Origin of the sequence: Variovorax sp. 350MFTsu5.1 (assembly GCF_048302515.1) — a bacterium.
Classification (GTDB): Bacteria; Pseudomonadota; Gammaproteobacteria; order Burkholderiales; family Burkholderiaceae_C; genus Variovorax; species Variovorax guangxiensis.
Map to the genome: position 1 here is coordinate 6,644,648 of NZ_CP157620.1, position 23,002 is coordinate 6,667,649.

21 protein-coding genes are annotated in these 23,002 nt (G+C 69.3%); 7 read left to right on the forward strand and 14 right to left on the reverse strand.

Annotated features, from left to right (window positions below; all coding sequences use genetic code 11):
- The first annotated feature begins 150 nt into the window (after positions 1 to 150).
- From ABL843_RS30360 to ABL843_RS30370, 3 genes are read left to right on the forward strand one after another with little or no spacing between them, the layout of a single operon-like run.
- Complete coding sequence (locus ABL843_RS30360; RefSeq protein WP_019653880.1) at positions 151 to 741, forward strand: NAD(P)H-dependent oxidoreductase; 591 nt, start codon at positions 151 to 153, stop codon at positions 739 to 741.
- Between the two features lie 37 nt (positions 742 to 778).
- Positions 779 to 1,744, forward strand: a complete 966-nt coding sequence (locus ABL843_RS30365) for a PDR/VanB family oxidoreductase (protein ID WP_418118443.1) — start codon at positions 779 to 781, stop codon at positions 1,742 to 1,744.
- Entirely contained in the window at positions 1,741 to 2,430 is a 690-nt protein-coding gene (locus ABL843_RS30370; protein ID WP_019653878.1) for a TetR family transcriptional regulator C-terminal domain-containing protein, read from the forward strand. The genes ABL843_RS30365 and ABL843_RS30370 overlap by 4 nt, the downstream gene beginning before the upstream one ends.
- 109 nt (positions 2,431 to 2,539) lie before the next feature.
- On the opposite strand, the gene ABL843_RS30375 is transcribed toward ABL843_RS30370, so the two are convergent.
- From ABL843_RS30375 to mdeB, 10 genes are all read right to left on the reverse strand, one after another.
- A complete protein-coding gene (locus tag ABL843_RS30375) occupies positions 2,540 to 2,995 on the reverse strand; it encodes a RidA family protein (protein ID WP_418118444.1) in 456 nt (151 codons plus the stop codon).
- Positions 2,992 to 4,191, reverse strand: coding sequence for an amidohydrolase family protein (locus tag ABL843_RS30380; protein ID WP_418118445.1), 1,200 nt, complete (start codon positions 4,189 to 4,191; stop codon positions 2,992 to 2,994). The genes ABL843_RS30375 and ABL843_RS30380 overlap by 4 nt, the downstream gene beginning before the upstream one ends.
- A complete protein-coding gene (otnI, locus tag ABL843_RS30385) occupies positions 4,188 to 5,009 on the reverse strand; it encodes a 2-oxo-tetronate isomerase (RefSeq protein ID WP_132754335.1) in 822 nt (273 codons plus the stop codon). The genes ABL843_RS30380 and otnI overlap by 4 nt, the downstream gene beginning before the upstream one ends.
- Positions 5,010 to 5,021: 12 nt before the next feature.
- Positions 5,022 to 5,693 carry an aldolase gene (locus ABL843_RS30390; protein WP_418118446.1) on the reverse strand — a complete coding sequence of 224 codons (672 nt, stop codon included), beginning with the start codon at positions 5,691 to 5,693 and terminating at the stop codon, positions 5,022 to 5,024.
- Between the two features lie 8 nt (positions 5,694 to 5,701).
- Positions 5,702 to 6,973: a 3-oxo-tetronate kinase gene (otnK, locus tag ABL843_RS30395; RefSeq protein WP_418118447.1), complete on the reverse strand. Its 1,272-nt coding sequence runs from the start codon at positions 6,971 to 6,973 to the stop codon at positions 5,702 to 5,704.
- 5 nt (positions 6,974 to 6,978) lie between these two features.
- Positions 6,979 to 7,992 carry a D-erythronate dehydrogenase gene (denD, locus tag ABL843_RS30400; protein ID WP_418118448.1) on the reverse strand — a complete coding sequence of 338 codons (1,014 nt, stop codon included), beginning with the start codon at positions 7,990 to 7,992 and terminating at the stop codon, positions 6,979 to 6,981.
- Between the two features lie 20 nt (positions 7,993 to 8,012).
- On the reverse strand, positions 8,013 to 8,957 hold the full coding sequence (ltnD, locus tag ABL843_RS30405) for an L-threonate dehydrogenase (protein WP_418118449.1): 945 nt from the start codon (positions 8,955 to 8,957) through the stop codon (positions 8,013 to 8,015).
- Between the two features lie 158 nt (positions 8,958 to 9,115).
- A complete protein-coding gene (locus tag ABL843_RS30410; RefSeq protein WP_126021080.1) occupies positions 9,116 to 10,441 on the reverse strand; it encodes an MFS transporter in 1,326 nt (441 codons plus the stop codon).
- Positions 10,442 to 10,570: 129 nt separating this feature from the next.
- A complete protein-coding gene (locus tag ABL843_RS30415; protein WP_418118450.1) occupies positions 10,571 to 11,347 on the reverse strand; it encodes a FadR/GntR family transcriptional regulator in 777 nt (258 codons plus the stop codon).
- A gap of 66 nt (positions 11,348 to 11,413) precedes the next feature.
- Entirely contained in the window at positions 11,414 to 14,071 is a 2,658-nt protein-coding gene (mdeB, locus tag ABL843_RS30420; RefSeq protein WP_418118451.1) for an alpha-ketoglutarate dehydrogenase, read from the reverse strand.
- Positions 14,072 to 14,176: 105 nt separating this feature from the next.
- Between mdeB and ABL843_RS30425 the strand changes: the two genes are divergently transcribed.
- The gene (locus tag ABL843_RS30425; RefSeq protein WP_126021077.1) at positions 14,177 to 14,644 is read left to right on the forward strand and encodes an Lrp/AsnC family transcriptional regulator; all 468 of its coding nucleotides are present in this window, start codon (positions 14,177 to 14,179) and stop codon (positions 14,642 to 14,644) included.
- A 122-nt stretch (positions 14,645 to 14,766) separates the two neighbouring features.
- On the opposite strand, the gene ABL843_RS30430 is transcribed toward ABL843_RS30425, so the two are convergent.
- Both ABL843_RS30430 and ABL843_RS30435 read right to left on the reverse strand, forming a co-directional pair.
- Complete coding sequence (locus ABL843_RS30430) at positions 14,767 to 17,013, reverse strand: PhoX family protein (protein ID WP_418118452.1); 2,247 nt, start codon at positions 17,011 to 17,013, stop codon at positions 14,767 to 14,769.
- Between the two features lie 158 nt (positions 17,014 to 17,171).
- Complete coding sequence (locus ABL843_RS30435; RefSeq protein ID WP_126021075.1) at positions 17,172 to 18,320, reverse strand: murein transglycosylase A; 1,149 nt, start codon at positions 18,318 to 18,320, stop codon at positions 17,172 to 17,174.
- On the opposite strand from ABL843_RS30435, the gene ABL843_RS30440 reads away from it, so the two are divergent.
- The 3 genes from ABL843_RS30440 to ABL843_RS30450 all read left to right on the forward strand — a co-directional run bounded on the left by ABL843_RS30440 (position 18,319) and on the right by ABL843_RS30450 (position 19,989).
- Positions 18,319 to 18,483 carry a hypothetical protein gene (locus tag ABL843_RS30440; protein WP_165909574.1) on the forward strand — a complete coding sequence of 55 codons (165 nt, stop codon included), beginning with the start codon at positions 18,319 to 18,321 and terminating at the stop codon, positions 18,481 to 18,483. The two genes, ABL843_RS30435 and ABL843_RS30440, sit on opposite strands and share 2 nt — an antisense overlap.
- Before the next feature lie 194 nt (positions 18,484 to 18,677).
- Entirely contained in the window at positions 18,678 to 19,337 is a 660-nt protein-coding gene (locus ABL843_RS30445) for an OmpA family protein (protein WP_126021074.1), read from the forward strand.
- Between the two features lie 88 nt (positions 19,338 to 19,425).
- A complete protein-coding gene (locus ABL843_RS30450; protein WP_184639379.1) occupies positions 19,426 to 19,989 on the forward strand; it encodes an OmpA family protein in 564 nt (187 codons plus the stop codon).
- Positions 19,990 to 20,095: 106 nt separating this feature from the next.
- Here ABL843_RS30450 and ABL843_RS30455 read toward each other — a convergent pair whose 3' ends face one another.
- Together ABL843_RS30455 and ABL843_RS30460 are read right to left on the reverse strand one after the other, a co-directional pair.
- A complete protein-coding gene (locus ABL843_RS30455) occupies positions 20,096 to 20,722 on the reverse strand; it encodes a response regulator transcription factor (RefSeq protein ID WP_126021072.1) in 627 nt (208 codons plus the stop codon).
- A 125-nt stretch (positions 20,723 to 20,847) separates the two neighbouring features.
- Entirely contained in the window at positions 20,848 to 22,890 is a 2,043-nt protein-coding gene (locus tag ABL843_RS30460) for a two-component system sensor histidine kinase NtrB (protein ID WP_418118453.1), read from the reverse strand.
- Positions 22,891 to 23,002 lie beyond the last annotated feature (112 nt).

The following is a 23,002-nucleotide window of genomic DNA, read 5'->3' on the forward strand; positions in this document are numbered from 1 at the left end:
CGCATTTTTCCCGCGGGCCGCGCGGGGCTTGCGCCGGGGTCAGATGCCGGCGCCTGGGTTGCCATAAGGCACCGCGCGGCCTTTCACCCCCTGGGCTCTGACCCCGTCTCGCCGGCGGCCGACAACCGCCGAGCGAACCGGCCCTCAACCATGAAAACGCTCGTCGTCCATTGCCATCCGAACCCTGACAGCTTCAACCACGCGCTCTACCGCACCGCCCTCGAGGCGCTCTCGCCGCGACATCCCGTCAAGGCCATCGACCTCTATGCCGAGGGCTTCGACCCCACGCTGACATGCGAAGAGCGCATCGCCTACCTCGACAACCCCGACCTGATCCGCGAACGTGTGAAACCCCACGTCGAAGCGCTGCTGTGGGCCGAGCACCTGGTGTTCGTGTTTCCCACCTGGTTCCACGGGCCGCCGTCGATGCTCAAGGGCTGGCTGGAGCGGGTCTGGCTGCCTGGCGTGGCCTTCCTGCCGGCGGAACGCAAGGGACAGCTCGCGAAGTCGGGCATGCGCCACATCAGGCGGCTCACGGTGGTGACCACCGGCGGCTCGCCGCGCTGGTTCGTGATGGTCATCGGCGATCCGGGCCGGCGCCTCTTCACGCGGGCGCTGCGCGCACTCTTCGCGTGGCGCTGCAAGGTGACCTGGCTGCAGCTGCACGACATGAACGCCGTCACCGCGAACGACCGCACCCATTTCATCGAACGCGTCTCGCGCAAGCTGAGCAGCATCTAGCAGAAGAGCCACAGACTCCAGAGGGAGACACGAAACCATGAGCCTCGAACGCACGCTCACCGTCCGCGTCGAACGCATCTCGCGCCAGACGCCGGAAATCCTGGCCTTCGAGCTGGCCCACCCGTGGGGCCGGCCGCTGCCCTCGTACGAGGCCGGCGCGCACATCGACGTGCACATGCCCGGCGGCTTCTCGCGCCAGTATTCGCTGGCGCGGGCGCCGTCGTCGGCCAGCGCGGGGCGCTACGTGATCGGCGTGAAGCGCGAGCTTTCAAGCCGCGGCGGCTCGGCCTCGATGCACGAGCGCGTGCGCGAGGGCGACCTGCTGCCGATCAGCGCGCCGCGCAACACCTTCCCGCTGCGCGAGGAGGCCGCGCACCACCTGCTGCTGGCCGGCGGCATCGGCATGACGCCGCTGCTGGCGATGGCGCAGGCGCTGGCCGGGCGCGGCGCCGCCTTCACTCTGTGCGTTTTCGCGCGCAGCGAGGAGCACCTGGCCTTCGCCGATGCGGTGCGCGCGCCGTCGCTCGCACCGCACCTGCGGCTGCACCTCGACCAGGGCGACGCATCGCAGCGCATCGACCTGCGTTCGCTGCTGGGCGAGCGCGCACCCGGCACGCACCTGTACGTGTGCGGCCCCGGCGGCTTCATGCAGGCGGTGCGCGACGCCGCCGCGCACTGGCCGGAAGACGCATTGCACGCCGAATACTTCGCCGCGCCCACCGATGCCGGCGCGGCCGCCGGCCTGCCCTTCACGCTGAAGCTCGCCAAGCGCGGCATCACGGTGCCGGTGGCGGCGGACCAGACCGCCGTCGACGCGCTGCACGAGGTCGGCATCGACATCCCGGTGTCGTGCCAGCAGGGCCTGTGCGGCACCTGCGTGGTCGAGGGCGACGGCGAAGGCGCCGAGCACCGCGACTTCTGCCTGACCGGCAGCGAGCGCCGCCACAAGGTGGCACTGTGCTGCTCGCGCGCCAAGGGGCTGGAACTGGAACTGCAGCTGTGAGCGCGCGTGCGTCTGCCTCTTCCGCTGCGGCTTCCGCCATCACCCAGGAGAACGACGGCGAGGCTCCCGCCACGCGCGGGCGCTCGCGCAAGTACACGCAGGTGCTGGCCCTCATCAACCAGGCCGCCATCGAGGTGTTCGCGAGCGAGGGCCTGGCCGGCGCGTCGACGCAGGCGATCGCCGACAAGGCGGGGCTTTCGAAGGCGCAGCTGCACTACTACATCGACAGCAAGGAGGCGCTGTACCGCCAGGTGCTGCAGGACATCCTCAACGACTGGATCGTGGTGTTCGGCTTCAGCGACGAGGCCTTCGGCCCGCGCAGGGTGCTGGGCGACCTGATCCGGCGCAAGATGATGTTCTCGTTCGAGCACCCGCTGCGCTCGCGCATCTTCACGGCCGAGATGATGCGCGGCGCTCCGGTCATCAACGACATGATGGCAACGAGCAAGCAGCGCACCGAACAGGCTGCCGCCGTCATCCAGAACTGGATGAACCAGGGCCTGATGGACAAGGCCGACCCGATGCTGGTGCTGTTCCACATCTGGGCCGTGACGCAGTTCTACGCCGACCACGCCACGCAGGCCGCCTACTTCCGCGACACCGCGCAGCAGGGCGACGACAAGGACCGGCGCTACCTGATCGAGCAGGTGACGGAGTTCCTTTTGAAGGGCGCGGGCGTCAGGTAGGGCGAGGCTTTTCGCGGAACACCGCGGAACCGGCTCTGCCGGGCCGCAGGTGTTGCCCCCCGGCGAGGGGGTTGGCGGCCACACGAAGTGGGCAAGCCTGGGGGAGTACCTATTCCGGCAGGTACATGGTCGCCTCGACTTCCACCAGCACCTCGTCGCCCGGCAGGAAGCGCGACACCTCCACCACCGTGCTGACCGGCGGCTCGCCCGGATAGAACAGGCCGCGCACGCGGTTGTAGAAGGCGTAGTGCGGCAGGTGGCGGAAGTACTGCACCAGCTTCACCACGTCTTCCATCGTGCCGCCGTGCTCGGCCGCGATCTGGCGGATGCGCTCGAGCACGAACCAGCTCTGCGCGACGATGGGCGCCTCGAACACGTCCACCGACATCTGTCCGGTGGCGTAGCCCACGCCCTGCAGCGCGGTGCGCGCTTCTTCCGGAATGGCGTCGTAGCCGGCCACCGCGCGGCACGTGGCCGGATCGACGGCGACCACGCCGCTCATGAAGACGAAATCGCCCACGCGCTTGGCGGCCGCGTAGTTGGCCATCGGCTTGCCCATGCTCATTGCTCGTTGCTCTCCAGTCGTTGGCCGGCGCGGATGACGGTGCGTTGCCGTCCGCGCGGGCCGATCAGTTCGTGTTCCCCGGTGGCGGACAGCACCAACAGGTCGGCCGGGCAGCCCGGCGCGATGCGTCCGTCCCACGCGAGCCCCAGCGCCTTCGCGGGGCTCACGGTGATGGTGTCGAGCCAGTCGTCGGCCGGCGCAAGATGCGCCGCCTGCACGCCGAGGCCGAAAGTCTCCAGCAGGTCGTAGCTGCCGTAGGGATAGAAGGCGTCCTGCACGTTGTCGGTCGCCAGGCTCGCACGCAAGCCCCGTGCCGCCGCCTCGCGGATGCGCGTGACGCCGCGCTGCACCGGCGTGCGGTCCCACGCGCCCTGCAGGTAGAGGTTGGTGGTGGGCAGCGCGACGATGTGGATGCCCGCGCCCGCGCACAGCGCCAGCGTTTCGGCAGCGACGGCGTCTTCCTGCACCGAGAGCGAGCAGGCATGGCCGCAGACCACGCCGCGCCGGAAGTCGCGCGCACGCACCAGCTGGGCGATGCTGCGCAGGCCGGTGGCCTCGACGTCCAGGCCTTCGTCGACGTGGAAGTCCAGCGCCAGTCCGTGCTGCTGCGCGAGGTCGAACACGCGGCCCAGCTTGTGGACGATGCCCTCGTTGCGATAGACGAAGGCGCCGAGCACGCCGCCCGCGCGCCTCACCTCGCGCGCGATGCGCTCGCCCGCCTCGATGTCGGCGAACAGGTCCAGCGGCGTGAGCGATACGAACTGCAGCTCGATGCGGCCGCGCCATTCCTCGCGCAGCGCCTCGAACACCGCCAGCGCGGCCGGCGGCTCGGGCTGCACCCAGTCGAGGTGCGTGCGCAGCGCGCGCGTGCCCGACAGCCAGGCATCGCGAAGCGCGCGCTCCATGCGCAGGCGCAGCGACTCGCCGGTCCAGCTCTCGCGGTGCCGATTCATGCGCTCGATGGCGACGAACAGGTTGCCCTGCGCGGCGCCCACATCCTGCACGGTGTAGTTCTTGTCGATGTGCGCGTGGGCCTCGACCAGTGCGCTCAGCAGCGTGCCCTTCGCATGCTGCTGCTGCGCGCTGGGCGTGATGGAAGCGACCTTGTCGCCGGCCAGCACGATGTCGAACAGCTGCGCATCGCCCGCCGCGAAGCCACGCAGCGGCGCCGGGATGCGCAGCGCTTCGAGCTTCATGCGTGCCGCTGCCGCCAGTCGCGCAGCCAGCCCAGGCCGGCCGAGGTGCCGCCGGGCTCCGCGCCGCGCTTCGGCCGGTACTCGCAGCCGACCCAGCCCTGCCAGCCGCACTGCGCCGACACCTCGTCGAGCACGTCGAAGAGGTACGGGTAGTTCTGCTCGCCGATGTCGGGTTCGTTGCGATCGGGCACGCCCGCGATCTGGATGTGGCCGACGCGGCCGGTCGGCAGGTACTTGCGGATCTTCATCGCCACGTCGCCCTCGACGATCTGGCAGTGGTAGAGGTCCATCTGCACCTTGAGGTTGGGTGCGCCCACCGTCTCGACGATCTCGTGCGCATGGTCCTGCCGGTTGAGGAAGAAGCCCGGAATGTCGCGCGTGTTGATCGGCTCGATCAGCACGTCGCGGCCTGCCTTGGCGGCCTCGGCTGCGGCCCAGCGCAGGTTGTCGATGTAGACGGGCTGCAGCGCGTCGCGTTGCTGTCCGGCGGGCACGAGGCCGGCCATGACGTGGATGCGCGGGCAGTCGAGCGCCACGGCATAGTCGACGGCCTTGGCGATGCCTTCGCGGAACTCGGCCTCGCGCCCCGGCAGGCAGGCCAGGCCGCGCTCGCCGCCGTTCCAGTCGCCCGGCGGGCCGTTGAACAGCACCTGCTGCAGGCCGTTGTGCTCGAGCCTGGCGACGATTTCTTCCTTGGTGAAGTCGTAGGGGAAGAGGTATTCCACGGCCTTGAAGCCGTCCTTCGCGGCGGCGTCGAAGCGGTCGAGGAAGGCGAGCTCCGGGTAGAGCATCGAGAGGTTGGCGGCGAATTGGGGCATGGGGTGTTTTTACTACCAGCGCGCACCGAAGGTGCGGCGCAGTTCATCGATCTGGTCGGCATCGAGCGGCTCGGGCTTGGCGGCCTGGGCGAGCTGCTGGAGCCTTGCGGTTTCCTCGAGTTCCTCGAGGACGGCCATGGCGGCGGCCGGCGTGTCGTGCCACACGTTGGGGCCCAGGCGCGCGAGCATCACGGCGCGGATCGGCGTGCCGGCGGCGCCGAAGCGCCCGATGGCCTGCGCCACCTGCTCGGCCGCTTCGGGCGCGCCCGGCCGGTGGTACGGAATGACCGGCACATGGCCGACCTTCATCACGAAGTAGGGCGTGAGCGCGGGCAGCAGTTCATCGCCGGGAGCCTGCAGCGTGAGCGCCACGCAGTGCGTGCTGTGCGTGTGGATCACGCAGGCGGTGTTCGCATCGAACGCGCGCGCGGCGGCGTAGATGCGCGTGTGCAGCGCGATGGTCTTGCTGGCGCGGTCGCCGCCGGTCTGCCGGCCCTGCGCGTCGAGCCGTGCGAGCCGCGCCGGGTCGAGGAAGCCGAGGCAGGCGTCGGTGGGCGTGATGAGGAAGCCGCCGTCGTCCAGGCGCACGCTGATGTTGCCGGCCGTGGCGTGCACGTAGCCGCGCTCGAACAGGCTGCGGCCGACGCGGCAGATCTCCTCGCGGGCCTGATTCTCTGCAGTCATGCTCTCGGTCATGCGAGCACTGTAAATGCCTTGGTGAAGAAATCGTCGCTGCCGAAGTTGCCCGACTTCAGCGCGATGTGCAGGCCGGCCTCGGGTGCGGCTTCGGAGCGCGCATGGCACCACGGCACGCCGGGGTCGATCTGCGGGCCGATCTGCATCTGCGCGATGCCCAGCGCCTGCACGCAGGCGCCCGAGGTCTCGCCGCCGGCCACCACCAGCCGGTGCACGCCGCGCTCGACCAGGCCGTGCGCGATGGCGGCAATCGTGCGCTCGACCATCGCACCGGCCTCTTCCACGCCCAGGCGGCCCTGCACCGACTTCACGGCGCCGGCCTCGGCGGTCGAGTAGACGAGCACGGGACCCTTGTCGATCAGCGGAGCGGCCCACGCCAGCGCCTCGGCAGCGACGTCGACGCCGGCCGCGATGCGCAGCGGATCGATGGCCAGTGCCGCGCCGCCGCGCTGGATGAAATCGAGCACCTGCCGGTTGGTGGCCAGCGAGCAGCTGCCCGAGACCACCGCCGACTTGCCGCCGGCCCCGGGCAGCTCGCTCGCCTGCGACGAAGGCGCGAGGCCGAAGTTGGCCGGCAGGCCGATGGCCACGCCCGAGCCTGCGGTGACCAGCGGCATCTTCGCGAGCGCCGGGCCCATGCGCAGCAGGTCGTCGTTCGACACCGCGTCGACGATGGCGATGGCGACGCCCTCGGCCTTGAGCTGTGCGATGCGCTCCTCGATGGCGGCCGCACCGCGCGCCACCACCGCGTAGTCGACGAGCCCCACCTTGCGCGTGCACTGCGCCTGCAGCACGCGCACGAGGTTCGGGTCGGTCATCGGCGTGAGCGGATGGTTCTGCATGCCGCTCTCGTTGAGCAGCACGTCGCCCGCGAACAGGTAGCCCTTGAACACGGTGCGCTTGTTGTCGGGGAAGGCGGGCGTGGCGATGGTGAAGTCGCATCCCATCGCGTCCATCAGCGCCTCGGTCACGGGACCGATGTTGCCTTGCGGCGTGCTGTCGAAGGTGGAGCAGTACTTGAAGTAGATCTGCTTCGCCCCCTGCGACTGCAGCCAGCGCAAGGCTTCGAGCGACTGCGCGATGGCCTCGGCCGGCGCGATGGTGCGCGACTTGAGCGCGACCACCACCGCATCCACGTCGGCATCGAGTGGGCCTTCGGGCACGCCGATGGCCTGCACCACGCGCATGCCGGCACGCACGAGGTTGTTGGCGAGGTCGGTGGCGCCGGTGAAATCGTCGGCGATGCAGCCGAGCACGAGCTTGGACATGGCGTTCAGTCCTTCAGCGCAAGTTTCACGGCCTGCGCGTTCTCGCGCACGTAGTCGCGCAGGATCGCGTCGAAGCTCGCGTCGGCCTTCAGGCCCAGCGCCTCGGCGCGCGCGGCGTGGATGCGGCTGGGCCAGCTGGTGACGATCTTCGCGATGGCGGCATCGGGCTCCCAGTCGATCAGGCCGGTGGCTTCCTTGCCGGCGATGCGTTCGAGCGCCTGCGCCATCTCGCGCACGGTGGTGGTCAGCGCGGGCAGGTTGATGGCGGTGCGAGCGCCCCATTCGGCGGCGCTGGCGGTGGCCGCGCGCACGATGCCCGCGACGGTGTTGCCGGGCGAGGCCAGCGCGACGGGCGTGTCGGGCGACACGGGGCAGCGCGCACGCTCGCCGGCCAGCGGCTCGCGCAGCATGCCGCTCAGGAAGCTGGAGGCCGCGCCGTTGGGCCGGCCGGGGCGCACCGATACCGTCATCAGCCGCACGTTGCGGCCCTGCACGAAGCCCTTGCGCGTGAAGTCGGCCACCAGCTGCTCGCCGATGAACTTCTGGATGCCGTAGCTGTTCTGCGGCGTCGGCAGCGTGGTGTCTTCGATGACGGCGGGCAGGCGCTGCTCGGGCGAATCGCCGAACACCGCGACCGAGCTGGAGAACACGAACACCGGCGAGTGGCCCGCGCGGCGCGCGGCTTCGAGCAGGCCGCGCGTGGCGTCGAGGTTGCTGCGCATGCCGAGGTCGAAGTCGGCCTCGCACTCGCCGCTCACGGCAGCGGCGAGGTGGAACACGAGCTGCGTGTCGGCGACGGGCAGTGCGCCGTTCGAAAGCTGCTCGAGCAGGTCGCCCTGCACGAACTGCACGCGCGTGTCGGAAGCCAGGTCGGCGGGCGGCGGCACGCGATCGGCCAGGGTGATGCGCGAGACGGGCTGCGCGGCCGATCCGGCCAGCGCGAGGCTGCCGCCCGCGAGCAGCGTGCGTGCGAGGCGGGCGCCCAGGAAGCCGCAGCCGCCGGTGATGAGGATGTTCATGTGCGTGTCTCTTCTTTCTTTCAGGCTTCTTTCTTCGGACCCGGCACCTCGATGCCGGGGAAGATCTTGATTACCGCGCTGTCGTCCTCGCGAGCGTAGCCCGCCGTCGAGGCCTGCATGAACATCTGGTGCGCGGTGGACGACAGCGGCAGCGGAAACTTGCTCGCGCGCGCCACGTCGAGCACCAGGCCCAGGTCCTTCACGAAGATGTCCACGGCCGACAGCGGCGTGTAGTCGCCCGCGAGCACGTGCGCCATGCGGTTCTCGAACATCCAGCTGTTGCCCGCGCTGTGGGTGATGACCTCGTACAGCGCCGCCGGGTCGACGCCCTCGCGCAGGCCCAGCGCCATGGCTTCGGCCGCCACCGCGATGTGCACGCCGGCCAGCAGCTGGTTGATGATCTTCACCTTGCTGCCCGCGCCCGCCTTGTCGCCCAGGCGGTAGACCTTGGCGGCCATGGCGTCGAGCACCGCGCCGGCCTTCTCGTACGCGGCGGGCCTGGCGGCGGTCATCATCGTCATCTGGCCGCTCGCGGCCTTGGCGGCGCCGCCGGAGATGGGCGCGTCGATGTAGAGGATGCCCAGCTTCTCCAGGCGCGCCTCCAGCGCCACCGACCAGTTCGGATCGACGGTGGAGCACATCACGAAGACGCTGCCGGGCTTCATCGACGCGGCGCAGCCGGGCGTGGTGCCGTCGCCGAACAGCACCGACTCGGTCTGCGCGGCGTTCACCACCACGCTGACCACGATGTCGCACTGCGCGCCGAGCTCGGCCAGCGTGGCGCAGGCCGTGCCGCCTTCGCGCGCGAAGGCTTCGGCGGCCTCGCGGCGCACGTCGAACACATGCGGCGCATGGCCCGCGCGGCGCAGCGACTGCGCCATGCCGGCGCCCATGGCGCCCAGGCCCACGAGGCCGACGACGGGAGTGGCAGCGGAGATGGTGGAAGGGGTCTTTTCTTGGTTCATTGCGTTGCTTCCGTTCAGTTGCAAGGCCGGGCACCCGGTGCGACGCGCCCCGTTCGGGAAACACCGCGGAACCGGCTTTGCCGGGCCGCAGGTGTTGCCCCCGGCGAGGGGGTTGGCGCAGCGACACGAAGTGCGCGAAGCCTGGGGGTGTACTTCATCTAACGGTTGACCAGTTGCTTGGGCGTGAACCACACGCCGATGGCGCCGAGCACCAGCGCGCCGGCCAGCACGTACATGCCGATCTGCGTGCTGCCCGTGAGGTCCTTCAGGTAGCCGATGAGGTAGGGGCTCACGAAGCCCGCGAGGTTGCCCACCGAGTTGATGGCGGCGATGCCCGCGGCGGCGGCCGTGCCCGTGAGGAAGGCGGTGGGCAGCGACCAGAACAGCGGCGCGCAGGTCAGCACGCCAGCCGCGGCGAGCGAGAGGAACGCCAGCGACACGGCCGTGTTCTGCGTGTACGAAGCGGCCACGGTGAAGCCCACGGCACCCATCATGGCCGGCACGATCAGGTGCCAGCGGCGCTCCTGGCGGCGGTCGGCGCTGCGGCCGAAGAGGTTCATCGCGACGATGGCGCAGAGGAACGGAATCGCGCTGAGCAGCCCGATGTTCAGGTTGCCCTGCACGCCTGTGGCCTTGACCAGCGTGGGCAGCCAGAAGGTGAGTGCGTACTGGCCCATGACGAAGGCGAAGTAGATGAACGCCATCCACCAGATGCGCGCATCGCGGAACACGCCGGCCACCGAGTGCGGGCCCTTGGCGCCGTGGGCGGCGTCGTTCGCCACCTCGCGCTGCAGCAGGGCCTTTTCCTCGGCGCTGAGCCAGCGCGCCTGGGCGATGCCGTTGTCCAGGTACAGCAGCACCATCACGCCGATGAGCACGGCGGGGATGGCTTCGATGAGGAACATCCACTGCCAGCCGCTCATGGCCGACACGCCATGGAAGCTGTCCATGATCCAGCCCGACAGCGGGTTGCCGAAGATGCCCGCCACCGGAATGGCCGACATGAACACCGCGATGATCCGCGCGCGCCGGTGCGCCGGGTACCAGTGCGTGAGGTAGAGGATCACGCCCGGATAGAAGCCCGCCTCCGCCAGCCCGAGCAGGAAGCGCAGGATGTAGAAGCTGGTGGGCGTCTTCACGAACATGAAGCAGGCCGAGAGCAGCCCCCAGGTGATCATGATCCGCGCGATCCAGATGCGCGCGCCCACGCGGTTGAGCAGCAGGTTGCTCGGCACCTCGAACAGGAAGTAGCCCAGGAAGAAGATGCCCGCGCCAAGACCGAACACGGTTTCGCTGAAACCCAGGTCCTGGCCCATCTGCAGCTTGGCGAAGCCGACGTTCACGCGGTCGAGGTACGCGATCACGTAGCAGAGCATGAGGAAGGGCACGAGGCGCCAGAACACCTTGGAGTAGGCGCGCTTTTCGAGCGCGGCATCGGCGGCGGCGGGCGACATGGCGCTGGCCTGGAGGGTCGAGGAAGTCATGAGGAAGCTGCGTCTCGGATGATTTGTCAGGTCATCATACAAATCTGTCTTTTGCTGGCCGACCCGGGTAAACCCTCGGACGGCCGCCTTCCGGCGCCTTTCTGGTGACTTCGTGTATCGGCGCCGGGCTCAGCCGCCGACCGGCCAGCCTTCGACCAGCGGACGGGCGAGCTGCTCGCCCTCCTGCTGCCAGAACACCGGATCGGCCTGCTCGATGCGGCGGATCGCGTTGTCCATGTGGCTCTTGGCGGCCTCGCGCGCGCGCAGCGGATCGCCGGCCTCGATGGCCTCGACGATGCGCGCGTGCTCCTGCGCCACCTCGCGCGCGAAATCGGCGCGGCGCGCCTCGTTGGCGCGCGTGACGCGCGTGGCGCCGTGCAGGAACTGCCGCAGGTACTGCAACGTGCCGATCAGGAAGGGGTTGCGCGCCGCCTCGGCGATGGCGCGGTGGAAGCGCACATCCTCGTCCGCGCCGTTGCCGCCCGCCTCGACCGCCGCGTGCAATGCGGCGATGGCGTCACGGATGCGCTGCACGTCTTCGTCCGTGCGGCGCTCGGCAGCCAGCGCGGCCACTTCGGCTTCGAGCGCGCGGCGCAGCTCGACCATCTGGATCACCGCCTCGCGCGAGGCCACATGCGGCATCTCGAAGCGCAGCGGCTCGACGCCGGCAGCGCGCACGTAGACGCCGCTGCCCTGGCGCGAATCGAGCAGCCCCAGCGACTTCAGCCGCGACACCGCCTCGCGCACCACGGTGCGGCTCACGCCGAACTGCTCGGCCAGCGCGGTCTCGGTAGGCAGCCGGTCGCCTTCGGACAAGCGCCCGCTGCGCACCTCGGCCGCGAGCGCATCGGCCACCTGGTCGGCCAGGCGGACGGCGGGGGCGATGGACTGGAAGCGGGCGGTCATGGGCGCGAAGGTGGTGGGCCTGCGACTCTAACGCAGGGCCCACCCCATCGCGGAGCCCGAAGGAATTCAGCTCAGCGCGTGACGCGCGGCCTTCGCGATGCTCTGCGCATCGACGCCGAAGAAGCCACGCAGCGCCGCACGCGTGTCGCTGCGACCGAACCCATCGGTGCCCAGCGTGATGTAGCGGCGGCCTTCGGGCAGGAAGGCGCGCACGCTCTCGGGCACGGCGCGCACGTAGTCGGTGGCGGCGACGATCGGGGCCTTGCCGCCCTTGCCGAGCTGCTGCGCGATGAAGGGAATGCCGGCTTCCTCGCCAGCCAGCGCACGCTGCTCGCAGGCCAGCCCGTCACGCGCGAGTTCGCTCCAGCTCGTCACGCTGAACACCTCGGCCTCGATGCCCTCTTCGGCCAGCAGCTGCGCGGCCTTCACGACCTCGGTGAGGATCGCGCCCGAGCCCATCAGCGTCACTTTTTTCTTCGCCTTGCCCGAAGCCGGCGCATAGGTGCCGAAGCGATAGCAGCCGCGCAGGATGTCGCCTTCCGCGCCGGCCGGCACGTCGGGCTGCGCGTAGTTCTCGTTCATGAGCGTGACGTAATAGAACACGTCCTGCTGCTCGACCATCATTTCGCGGATGCCCGCGTCGACGATCACCGCCATCTCGCCCGCGAAGGCCGGGTCGTAGGCCTTGCAGTTGGGGATGGTCGCGGCCACGAGGTGGCTGCTGCCGTCCTGGTGCTGCAGGCCCTCGCCGCCGAGCGTGGTGCGCCCCGAGGTGGCGCCCAGCAGGAAGCCGCGCGCACGCTGGTCGGCCGCGGCCCAGATCGCGTCGCCCACCCGCTGGAAGCCGAACATCGAGTAGTAGATGTAGAAGGGCAGCATCGCCAGGCCGTGCACGCTGTAGCTGGTGGCGGCGGCCGTCCAGCTCGCGATGGCGCCGGCCTCGCTGATGCCCTCTTCCAGGATCTGCCCGTCGGTGGCCTCGCGGTAGCTCAGCACCGAGCCGATGTCTTCCGGCGCGTAGCGCTGGCCCACGCTCGAATAGATGCCGACCTGCTTGAACAGGTTGGCCATGCCGAAGGTGCGCGCCTCGTCGGCCACGATGGGCACGATGCGCGGACCCAGGGCCTTGTCCTTCATGAGGTTGCCCAGCATGCGCACGAATGCCATGGTGGTGCTCATCTCCTTGCCGGCGGCGACGGTGGCGAACTGTGCGTAGCTCGCGATGTCGGGCTTGGCCACCACCTCGCAGGCGGTCTCGCGGCGCGGCATGGCGCCGCCGAGGGCCTCGCGGTGCTGGCGCAGGTAGCGCATCTCGGCGCTGTCCTCGGCCGGTCGGTAGAAGTCCATCGCGGTGGCTTGCGCGTCGGTCAGCGGGAGGTTGAAGCGGTCGCGGAACTCGATGAGGTCCACGTCGCCCATCTTCTTGTGCGAGTGCGTGGTCATCTTGCCCTGCGCGGCGCTGCCCATGCCGTAGCCCTTCTTGGTGTGGGCGAGGATCACGGTGGGCTGGCCGCGATGCGCCGCGGCTGCGGCATAGGCGGCGTGGATCTTCACGAGGTCGTGGCCGCCGCGCTTGAGGCGGTCGATCTGCTCATCGGTCATGCCTTCGGCCAGGCGCGCGAGCTCGGGGTTCTGGCCGAAGAAGTTGTCGCGGTTGAAGCGGCCGTCCTTGGCCGCGAAGGTCTGCATCTGGCCGTCGACGGTGTTGGCGAAGACGCGCGCCAGCGCGCCGCTCGCGTCCTGTGCGAAGAGGCCGTCCCAGTCGCTGCCCCACACGAGCTTGATGACGTTCCAGCCCGCGCCGGCGAAGAGCTTCTCGAGCTCGTCGATGATGCGGCCGTTGCCGCGCACCGGGCCGTCGAGGCGCTGCAGGTTGCAGTTGACCACCCACACGAGGTTGTCGAGCTTCTCGCGCGCGGCCAGCGTCAGCGCGCTCATCGATTCGGGCTCGTCCATCTCGCCGTCGCCGAACACGCCCCACACCTTGCGGCCTTCGCAGTTCAGCAGGTTGCGGTGCGTGAGGTAGCGCATGAAGCGCGCGTGGTAGATCGAGCTGATGGGGCCGATGCCCATCGAGCCGGTCGGGAACTGCCAGAAGTCCGGCATCAGGTACGGATGCGGGTAGCTGCACAGGCCGCGCGCGCCGCTGCCGTCGGTGAAGGCGGGCGCGGTGAGTTCCTGGCGGTAGTGCTTCAGGTCTTCCTCGCTCAGGCGGCCTTCGAGGTACGCGCGGGCGTACACGCCCGGTGCGCTGTGCGGCTGGAAGAACACGAGGTCGCCGCGGTGGCGCTCGCTGCGCGCATGGAAGAAATGGTTGAAGCCGGTCTCGAACAGGTCGGCCGCGCTCGCGTAGCTGGCGATGTGGCCGCCGAGTTCGCCATACGCCTGGTTGGCCTTGGCCACCATCGCGAGCGCGTTCCAGCGCATCAGCGAGGCGAGCTTCTCTTCGATGGCAAGGTCGCCCGGGAACGGCGGCTGGTCTTCCACCGCGATGGTGTTGACGTATGGCGTCGCCAGCTCGGGCTGCCAGCCGATGCGTTGCTGCCGCGCGAGGCGGGCCAGTTCGGCCAGCATCTGCCTGGCGCGCTGCGGCCCCTGCGTCTGCGCCAGCGCCACGAAGGCATCGCGCCACTCGGCGGTCTCGGCGGGGTCGGGGTCGTGCGAGAGCTGCGTTTCATCCAGCAGCAGGGCGCGCATCTGGTCGGGCGAAATCGGGGCGTTCATGACGGCACTTTAGGCCGCCGTGAGGAAAATTAGCTACCGGCAGCGCCAAGCCCATGAACGCGTCGCAGCATAAAATTCCGCAAAACCATCTCTACACGGCATTTCATGCAACTCGACGCCATCGACCTGCGCATCCTCGACGAGCTTCAGCGCGACGGCGCGCTGTCGAACGTGGAGCTCGCGCGGCGCGTGCACCTCTCGCCGTCGCCCTGCCTGTCTCGCGTGAAGGTGCTCGAGGCCAACGGCGTGATCGACCGTTACGTCGCCCTCGCCAGCGCCAAGGCGCTGGGCCTGGGGCTCAACGTGTTCATCTCGATCAGCCTCACCACGCAGAGCAAGCAGTCGCTCGCCGACTTCGAGCAACGCATCGCCGAGCACGACGAGGTGATGGAGTGCTACCTGATGACGGGCGACAGCGACTACCTGATCCGCATCGCGGTGGCGGATATGGCGGCGCTGGAGAAATTCATCCTGGAGCAGCTCACGCCGATTCCGGGGATCGAGAAGATCCGCTCCAGCTTTGCGCTGAAGCAGGTGAGATACAAGACGGCGCTGCCGTTGCCGAGGGAGTAGGCACTCCCGCGGGGCTTCGCGCACGTCGTGTCGCTACGCCACCCCCTCGCCGGAGGCGACACCTGCGGCCCGACGAAGCCGGTTCCGCGGTGTCTCCCGGAAGAGGCAGGTTGTTGCGCCGATCAGAGGCCGATCAGGCCGCCGTCGTTCTTCGTGATGACGATGGTCGCCGAGCGCGGGCGGGCGTTGCCGCCATCGGGCCAGTGGCTGAGGAACTTCGTCGGATCCGAGATGTTCGTGCTGGCCGTGTTCTCACCCGGGTGCTGGATGTTCACGAACAGCGCGCGGCCGTCGCCGGATTCGGCGATGCCGGTGATCTCGCAGTCGATGGGACCGACGAGGAAGCGGCGCAGGCCATCGGTGCCGGGGGCCTTGCCGATGAAGGTAGCCTGAGTTGCGGTGGTGGAACCGTCGACGTTGGTGATGGTCTTCGCGCCGCCGTCGCCGACCTTGCCCGGCAGGGCGGCCAGCAGCATGCAGTTGGTCACGTCGGTGTACGCGCCGTCGTCGGTCTCCAGCCACAGCAGGCCGGGAGCGGCCTGGCTGAACCACATGCCGTCGGGGCTGGAGAAGTCGTTGTCGGCTCCCAACTGCGAGAGGTTGACATCGGCCGACGCGGTGGAACGCGCGCCGAAGAGGTACACGTCCCATTTGAAGGTGACGGAGGTCGGATCGCCATTGGTGTCGGCAAAGCGCACGATGTGGCCGTTCGGGTTGCCCTTCTGGTCCTTGCCGGCGGTCGTCTTGTCGTTGTAGAAGCGCGGGTTGGCGGCGTCGGTCTTGCCGATCGGACGCGAGCTCGAGTTGGTGTTGGTCAGCGTGACGTAGACCTCGCCGGTCTTCGGGTTGACGGCCGTCCACTCGGGGCGGTCCATCTTGGTAGCGCCGGCGGCATCGGCGGCGTGGCGCGCATTGACCACCACGTCGGCCGCGTCGGCGAACGCATAGGCGGAATAGCTCGCGGTGATGTTGTTGACGCCGAGCTTCAGCTCGAGCCAGTCGCCCGTGCCGTCGGCCTTGAACTTGGCGACGTAGAGCTTGCCGTCGTCCATGTACTTGTCGCCAGCGGCCATGCCGCCACCGATGTCGGCCGCGTCCCAGTTCTTGGTCGACACGAACTTGTAGATGTACTCGTTGCGCGAGTCGTCGCCCATGTACCAGACCAGCGGCTTGCCGACCACGACCGGGCCCAGGCACGCACCTTCGTGGCCGAAGCGGCCGAGCGCGGTGCGCTTCTTCGGGGTGCTCGACGGGTTGAACGGGTCGATCTCGACCACCCAGCCGTAGGTGTTGGCGCCGTTGCGGTAGTCGTCGACGGCGGTGCCGCTCGTGGCGACGACTTCGGTGTTCCAGCGGCCGTACAGGTTGTCGGCGGTGTCGGGCGTGACGGTGGCCCAGAGTTCGCGGCCGGTGCTGGCCACGCCGTAGCGGCTGAAGGAAGCCAGTTCCTTGGCGGTGCGGTTGGCATCGTCATTGGCGGCGATGCGGCGGAAGTAGCCGGCCCAGTTCTCCTCGCAGGTGAGGTACGTTCCCCACGGCGTGGTGCCGTTGGCGCAGTTGTTGAGCGTGCCGCGGGTCTTGCTGCCGTCGGTCGAGTACTTGGTCTTCAGGTAGTCGGTCTTGGCGGCGGGGCCCGAGAAGCTCATCTCGGTGAGCGTATGGACGCGGCGGTTCAAGGTCGAGTCCTGCTTGTAGCTCCACGTGCTGCCTCTCTTGTTGACCTCGATCACGCTCACGCCGTGCAGGTAGAACTCGCGCAGCACTTCGTCGGCCACGGTGCGCGCGCCGCTGACGATGGTCTGGCCGGTGGGATGCAGGAACAGCGGCGTGATGGCTTCGTGGTTCATCACGAGCAGGCCGCGCGATGCGCCGGTGGCGTCCCACTTGTTCGACGCGTTCATGCCGAAGTAGGTCATGCCGTCGTGGTGGTCGCCCGCGCGGCGGTCGTAAGTGTCGGCTGCGTCGGTGCCGTCGTTCCTGTAGGCGGCCACGCTCGTGGCGATCGGGTCGCCCAGGCGGTACAGCACGCTGGCGGTGTAGCCGGCGGGCACGGTCACGACGTCGGCGAGGCTCTTGGCAACGGCATTGAAGCCGAGCTTCATCGGCGCGGGGCTGGGCGCCGGAGTGGGCGCGGGCGCCGGGGCAGGCGCCGGAGCCGGAGGAAGGACGGGGAAGGCAGTACCGCCGCCGCCACCGCCACCGCATGCCTGGAGCAGCGCGGTGCCGGCGGTGCCGACGCCCAGGCCGAACAGGTGGCGACGGCTCAGGCGCGAGGCGATCAGGTCGGTGAAGGAGGGGTTCGACGTGGTGTTGGTGCCGATGTCTTCGATTTCGACCGGGCGATCGTCGGAGCGGGTGTTTGCGGTCATGCGCAATGTCTTTCTTCGTGGGTTGGGGAAAAACCAGCCCGCGAAGTTAGGCACTTCGTATGACGACTCCGTGAATTGATCAGCCTCCAGTCAGGTTAAATCAGGTCTTTTCAGAAACCCTTCATCGAAACCTGGTCCGGATTTGCCCTCCTGGCGATTCAGGGCGCGGGCAACTGCCGCGGCCACAGCGCCCACAGCCGCAGCGGCTGGTTCATGCTCGCCGCGAAGCGGCCGGCCTCGGCGCCGGTGCCCGCGAAGTAGTCGGCGCGCACCGCGCCGAGGATGGCGCTGCCGGTGTCCTGCGCCACCACCAGCTTCTGCAGCTGCGCCGCCGGTCCGCTGGAGGCCAGCCACACCGGCGTGCCGTAGGGAATGCTCTCGCGGTCCACCGCGATGGAGCGGCCGGCCGTGAGCGGCACGCCCTGCGCACCGCGCGGGCCGAATGCGGCATCGACCTCGCTCATCGTTTCCTCGCGGAAGAACACGTAGCGCGGGTTGCTCCACATCATCTGCGCCACGCGCTGCGGGTTCTGCGCGGCCCAGGCCTTGGTGTCGTCGGGCCACTTGCCGACCTTGGTCACGCCCTGGCTGACGAGCCACTGCTGCACGCTGCGGTAGGGCTGCTCGTTGGTGGCCGAGAAGGCCATGCGCACGGTGTGCTGCCAGCCGTTGGCCTCGGTGATGCGCAGCCGGCCGGAGCCCTGGATGTGCAGCATCAGCGCGTCGATCGGGTCGGCCATCCAGGCGATCTCGCGCCCGCGCAGCGCGGCCTGTGCCTCGGGCAGGGTCTCGATCTCCTGGCGCGTGTACCAGGGGCGGCGCGGCACGAGGCCGTCGGGCGCCTGGTAGATCGGCACGTTGAAGGTGGCAGTGGGCACGCGCGAGGCCTCGTACACCGGCTCGTAGTAGCTGGTGAGCTTGCCCTCGATCTGGCCATTGAGCGCTTCCACGCGATAGGGCTGCAGCCGCTCGGTCATCCACTGGCGCTGCTCTTCGGGGGTGGCGATGGCGAGCTGGCGCACGTCGCGGCACAGCGGCGCGAAGGCGGCGTTGGGGCGCGAGCAGTTCGCCAGCAGCGCGATCCACGCCTCGTGCAGCGGGTCTTCGCCGAAGCCGGGCAGCTCGCCCCAGCCGACAGGCACCCACCGGCTCTTGGGGTGCGCGAGCGAGCCTGTGAGCGGACCGAGGTCGCGCGGCTGGCTGACAGGGGGGCGGATAGGCGGCTCGGGGGTGCGCGGGCCGGTGGAACAGGCGGCGAGCGTTGCTACGATCACAAGCCCGACCAGCCACTGGAGTCCATTTCTCATGGGTTTGATTCTGCTTGAAGCCCTCGCCGCGGGACTCGTGTTCATCCTGATCATCTGGTGGACCATGTTTTCCGGGCGCAACAAGGGTGAATTGCACGACGACGGCGACGAGCCCGAAGCCGGCCGCGTTACCGAAGAAGGGAAGCGCCCGCCCGAAGCGTGAATTGCTCGTGCAGTCCCCTGCCGCTGCGCACTGTCGGACAACCACTCCATTGCTATTACTTTGGTAGCAATCATCGCAGCATTCATGCGCGATGACGAAACTTTTCTTATTTTCCGTAGGGCTTTGAGCCCGTACCATCACGCACTCCCCGAAGGCTAAGCTGTGCCGCCTGATCAACCTTGAAAGGGAACGCCATGAAAAAGTTCGTACTCGCCACCACCGCCGCCGCGCTCGTCCTGTCCGGCTGCGCGGGCGGCATGACCGACACGCAGCGCAACACCGGCATCGGTGCCGGCATCGGTGCGCTTGGCGGCGCCGCGATCGGCTCGGCCACTGGCGGCAACCGCGGCGCCATCGGCACCGGTGCGGTGGTCGGCGCGGCAGCCGGCGCGCTGGGCGGCTACCTGTGGTCGCAGCGCATGGAAAACCAGAAACGCCAGATGGAGGCCGCCACCCAGGGCACCGGCGTGGCCGTGACGCAGACGCAAAACAACGAGCTGAAGCTGCAGATCCCGAGCGACGTGTCCTTCGACGTGGGCCGCGCCAACATCAAGCCAAATTTCGCGCCGGTGCTCGACCAGTTCGCCAGCGGCCTGCGCGGCAACCCGAACGCCGAGGTGCGCATCATCGGCCACACCGACAGCACCGGCTCGGACGCCATCAACAACCCGCTGTCGGTCGAACGCGCCGCCAGCACCCGCGACTACCTCGTGGCGCGCGGCGTGAACGCTGCGATCTTCCGCATCGAAGGCCGCGGTTCGCACGAACCGATCGCCGACAACAACAGCGACGCCGGCAGGGCACAGAACCGCCGCGTCGAAATCTACGTGGGCGAGCGCGCGCCGCGAGGCTGACGATCTCCAGCACACGAAGGGAAACCGGCCGCGCTGAAAGGCCGGTTCCCGCCATCACCGTTCCATTGGTCCATTAAGAGGGAATCTCATGAGGAAGTTTGTTGTTTCTGGCGCGGCCGCCGCCGCGTTGCTGTTCATCGCGGGCTGCGCATCGCAGTCGGCGCCGCCGCCGGCCCCCGCGCCCGCAGCCGCTGCGGCCGCACCGGCCAACAGCTGGACAGCCCGCCTGGCCGCCCTGAAGACAGACCTCGAGACCTCCACCAAGGGCACGGGCGTCGTGATCGAGCAGACCGCCGACAACCAGCTTCACCTGGTGATCCCGAACGAGCTGTCGTTCGACACAGGCCGCGCCAACGTCAAGCGCAACCTGGCGCAGGTGCTCGACAAGGTCGCCGAAGGCCTGAAGAGCGCCACCGCCGCCAGCGTGCGCGTGGTCGGCCACACCGACAGCACCGGCAGCGAGGAAGGCAACGAGCGCCTCTCGGTGAGCCGCGCCGACAGCGTGCGCAACCACCTCGTGAGCCGCGGCGTCTCGACCACCGTCATCACCACCGACGGCCGCGGCTCGCGCGAACCGCTGGCGGACAACGGCACGGCAGCCGGCCGCGCGCAGAACCGCCGCGTGGAAATCTTCGTCGCGGAAAAGGGCTAACCCCCAGGCTTCGCGCACTTCGTGTCGCTGCGCCAACCCCCTTGCAGGGGGCAACACCAGCGGCCCGGCGAAGCCGGTTCCGCGGTGTTCCGCGAAGAATCCGGCGCTAGAGTTCTCGTAGACGGTTGGCCAGTTCGACGGCCGACTTCACTTCCATCTTTTCGAACACGCGCGCGCGGTGGACCTCCACCGTGCGCACGCTGATCGCGAGCTGGTCGGCGATGAGCTTGTTGGGCAGGCCCTCGATCACCAGCCGCATCACGTCGCGCTCGCGCTCGGTCAGCTCGCTGACGCGCTCGGCAAGGCCGCGGCGCGCGCGCTGCACTTCCAGCGCCTGCAGCGACGCGTTCAGCGCGTGCTCGATGCGGTCGACCAGCGCGTTGTCCGAAAAAGGCTTCTCGCAGAAATCGAAGGCGCCGCGCTTGACCGCGTCGACGGCCGTGGGCACATCGGCGTGGCCCGTGAGAAAGATCACCGGCATCGCCGGCAGCAGGCCGCGCTCCACGATGCGGTCGAACAGCACCAGCCCGCTGGTGCCGGGCATGCGCACGTCCAGCAGCAGGCACAGCGGCTGCTGCGGCAGCGGGCCCTGGTCGAGAAACTGCTCGAACGCCTCCGCGCTCGCGAAGTGCTCGCTGGCCAGCCGCCGCGAGCGCAGCAGCCAGGCCAGCGCCTCGCGCACGCTGGCGTCGTCGTCCACGATGAAGATCAAGCCGTCGATCAGCGGTTGCATATCAATTCCAAATCAAACGCGTGCCCTTTACGGGGCGCCGCGGAACCGGCTTTGCCGGGCCGCTGGCGCCGCCCCCCTGCAGGGGGTTGGCGTAGCGACACGAAGTACGCGAAGCCTGGGGGTGATCATGTACTCGGCAGCGTGAACCGGAACACGGTGCCGCGCGGCTTGTTGGGCTCGTACACGAGCGCCCCGCCGTGCTGCTCGACCACCGTGCGGCACAGGCTCAGGCCGAGCCCCATGCCGTCGGCGCGCGTGGTGAAGAAGGGCGTGAAGAGCCGCTCGGCCACGTCCTGGCCGATGCCGCTGCCGAGATCGGCCACCGAGAACTCCAGCCAGCGCCGGCCGTCCTCCTGCACCGCGCCGCCGACCGCCGTGGCGCGCGCCACGCGCAGCCGCAGCACGCGGCTGCCGACATTGTCGGGGCTGTCCATGGCCTGCATCGCGTTGCGCGCGAGGTTCAGCAGCACCTGCTCGACCAGGGTGCGGTCGCACATGGCCGCGGGCAGCCGGTCTTCCAGCACCACCTCGATGATCACGCCCAGCTTGCGCGCCTGCAGCCGCACCAGCGGCAGCACCGCGTCGATCAGCGCCTGCGGCGCCACGGCCTCGCGCGTGCGGTCGCGCCGGCGCACGAAGTCGTGCACGCTGCGGATCACCTGGCCGGCTCGGTCGGCCTGCTCGGCGATGCGCTTCACCGCCATCGCCACCTCGCCCTGGTCGCCCCTGGCGTCGGGGCCCAGCAGATTGAGCGAGCCGCTCGCGTAGCTGGCAATGGCGGCCAGCGGCTGGGTCAGCTCGTGGCTCAGCAGCGAGGCCATCTCGCCCACCGTGGCCAGCCGTGCGCTGGCCTGCAGCCGCTCCTGGCTGGCGCGCGAGAGCTCCTCGATGCGGCGCTGCTCGCTCACGTCGATGAACGCGCTCATCCAGCCGGTCTGCACCTTGTGCGCGTTGATCAGCGGCGCCTCGAAGATCAGCACCGGAAAGCGCGTGCCGTCCTTGCGCATGAAGACCGATTCGAAGCCCTCGCGCGGCGGCATGCCGCCCGCGAGCCGGCGCGCCTGCCGCTGCTGGTACTCGTGGGCCAGCTCGGTGGGCCAGTAGGGCGCCTCCGCGTTGTCCGCCATGAGTTCCTCGGGGCTGAAGCCCACCATCTCGCAGAAGGCCGGGTTGACGTAGGTGATGCGGCCCTGCAGGTCGCGCGCGCGCAGGCCGGTGATGACCGAGTCTTCCATCGCCTTGCGGAAGGCCAGCGCGTCGGCCAGGTCGCGCTCGGCGCGCAGACGCCGGCGCGTGTCGCGCGCCAGCAGCACCAGCACCGACACCAGTGCGATGGAGATCGCCGTGACCAGCGCCGTCAGCATGTTCGGGAACAGGTCGGGCGCCGCGCGCCAGCCGTCCACGCGCAGCATCAGCGAGGTGCCCGGCAGGTCGATGAGCTGCTGCGAGGTGAACACGCGCGTGCCGGTGCGCCGCGAGCTGCCAAGCGCCACCAGCCGCGTGCCGTCGGCCTCGGTGAAGGCCACTTCCTGGCCGCGCGTGAGCGTGGGGCCGACCAGCTCGATCAGCGCGTCGCGCAGCGAATAGCTCGCCACCAGATAGCCACCTGCGTCGATCGGCACGCACAGTTCCATCACCTCGATGCCGCCACCGCCCGCGATGGGCACGTAGTGGCTGGGCGAATAGGCCGACGCACCCAGCTTGCGCGCCGCGGCGCAGGCCAGCGACACGTCGGACTGATCGGGGCCGCGCGTGTCCTCGTCGAGCACGCGCATGCGGTAGGGCGTATTGACGGCCTGAAGCGGGCGCAGCGCGGAGTCGCGCCATTCGAGCCGCAGCCATTCGCGGTGCTCGCGCAGCAATGCCGAGGCCACCTCCGACCACTTCGCGGCATCGGCGCCCGGCGCCTGCGTGGCGCGCAGGCTCTGCGCGTTGCGCTGGAAGCCGCTGCGAAGGTCGGAGACCGCGTCGGCGGTGTCGCGGTCGAGCGCGGCCTGCACCTGCTCGACCTCGTGCCGGCCCGCGAGCCACACCACCGTGACCAGCAGCACCGACACCAGCACCGCCAGCAGCAGCCACAGGAACCAGCGCTGCCACAGCGAGCGCAGCCGCGCATAGGCCAGCAGCGCCCATCGCTGCGGTGCAACGGTCAGCAGCGCATCAGACATACCGGCAACACCGCCGCACGCAAGGCACGTGGCTTGTTCCAGGAACACCGCGGAACAGGCTTTGCCGGGCCGCAGGTGTTGCCCCCTGGAAGGGGGTTGGCGGCCACACGAA

Bases quoted from the DNA above. Each gene is read 5' to 3' on its own strand.
- ABL843_RS30360 (WP_019653880.1), top strand. From the start codon at position 151: ATGAAAACGCTCGTCGTCCATTGCCATCCGAACCCTGACAGCTTCAAC.
- ABL843_RS30365 (WP_418118443.1), top strand. From the start codon at position 779: ATGAGCCTCGAACGCACGCTCACCGTCCGCGTCGAACGCATCTCGCGC.
- ABL843_RS30375 (WP_418118444.1), bottom strand. From the start codon at position 2,995: ATGAGCATGGGCAAGCCGATGGCCAACTACGCGGCCGCCAAGCGCGTG.
- ABL843_RS30380 (WP_418118445.1), bottom strand. From the start codon at position 4,191: ATGAAGCTCGAAGCGCTGCGCATCCCGGCGCCGCTGCGTGGCTTCGCG.
- otnI (WP_132754335.1), bottom strand. From the start codon at position 5,009: ATGCCCCAATTCGCCGCCAACCTCTCGATGCTCTACCCGGAGCTCGCC.
- ABL843_RS30390 (WP_418118446.1), bottom strand. From the start codon at position 5,693: ATGACTGCAGAGAATCAGGCCCGCGAGGAGATCTGCCGCGTCGGCCGC.
- otnK (WP_418118447.1), bottom strand. From the start codon at position 6,973: ATGTCCAAGCTCGTGCTCGGCTGCATCGCCGACGATTTCACCGGCGCC.
- denD (WP_418118448.1), bottom strand. From the start codon at position 7,992: ATGAACATCCTCATCACCGGCGGCTGCGGCTTCCTGGGCGCCCGCCTC.
- ltnD (WP_418118449.1), bottom strand. From the start codon at position 8,957: ATGAACCAAGAAAAGACCCCTTCCACCATCTCCGCTGCCACTCCCGTC.
- ABL843_RS30410 (WP_126021080.1), bottom strand. From the start codon at position 10,441: ATGACTTCCTCGACCCTCCAGGCCAGCGCCATGTCGCCCGCCGCCGCC.
- ABL843_RS30415 (WP_418118450.1), bottom strand. From the start codon at position 11,347: ATGACCGCCCGCTTCCAGTCCATCGCCCCCGCCGTCCGCCTGGCCGAC.
- mdeB (WP_418118451.1), bottom strand. From the start codon at position 14,071: ATGAACGCCCCGATTTCGCCCGACCAGATGCGCGCCCTGCTGCTGGAT.
- ABL843_RS30425 (WP_126021077.1), top strand. From the start codon at position 14,177: ATGCAACTCGACGCCATCGACCTGCGCATCCTCGACGAGCTTCAGCGC.
- ABL843_RS30430 (WP_418118452.1), bottom strand. From the start codon at position 17,013: ATGACCGCAAACACCCGCTCCGACGATCGCCCGGTCGAAATCGAAGAC.
- ABL843_RS30440 (WP_165909574.1), top strand. From the start codon at position 18,319: ATGGGTTTGATTCTGCTTGAAGCCCTCGCCGCGGGACTCGTGTTCATC.
- ABL843_RS30435 (WP_126021075.1), bottom strand. From the start codon at position 18,320: ATGAGAAATGGACTCCAGTGGCTGGTCGGGCTTGTGATCGTAGCAACG.
- ABL843_RS30445 (WP_126021074.1), top strand. From the start codon at position 18,678: ATGAAAAAGTTCGTACTCGCCACCACCGCCGCCGCGCTCGTCCTGTCC.
- ABL843_RS30450 (WP_184639379.1), top strand. From the start codon at position 19,426: ATGAGGAAGTTTGTTGTTTCTGGCGCGGCCGCCGCCGCGTTGCTGTTC.
- ABL843_RS30455 (WP_126021072.1), bottom strand. From the start codon at position 20,722: ATGCAACCGCTGATCGACGGCTTGATCTTCATCGTGGACGACGACGCC.
- ABL843_RS30460 (WP_418118453.1), bottom strand. From the start codon at position 22,890: ATGTCTGATGCGCTGCTGACCGTTGCACCGCAGCGATGGGCGCTGCTG.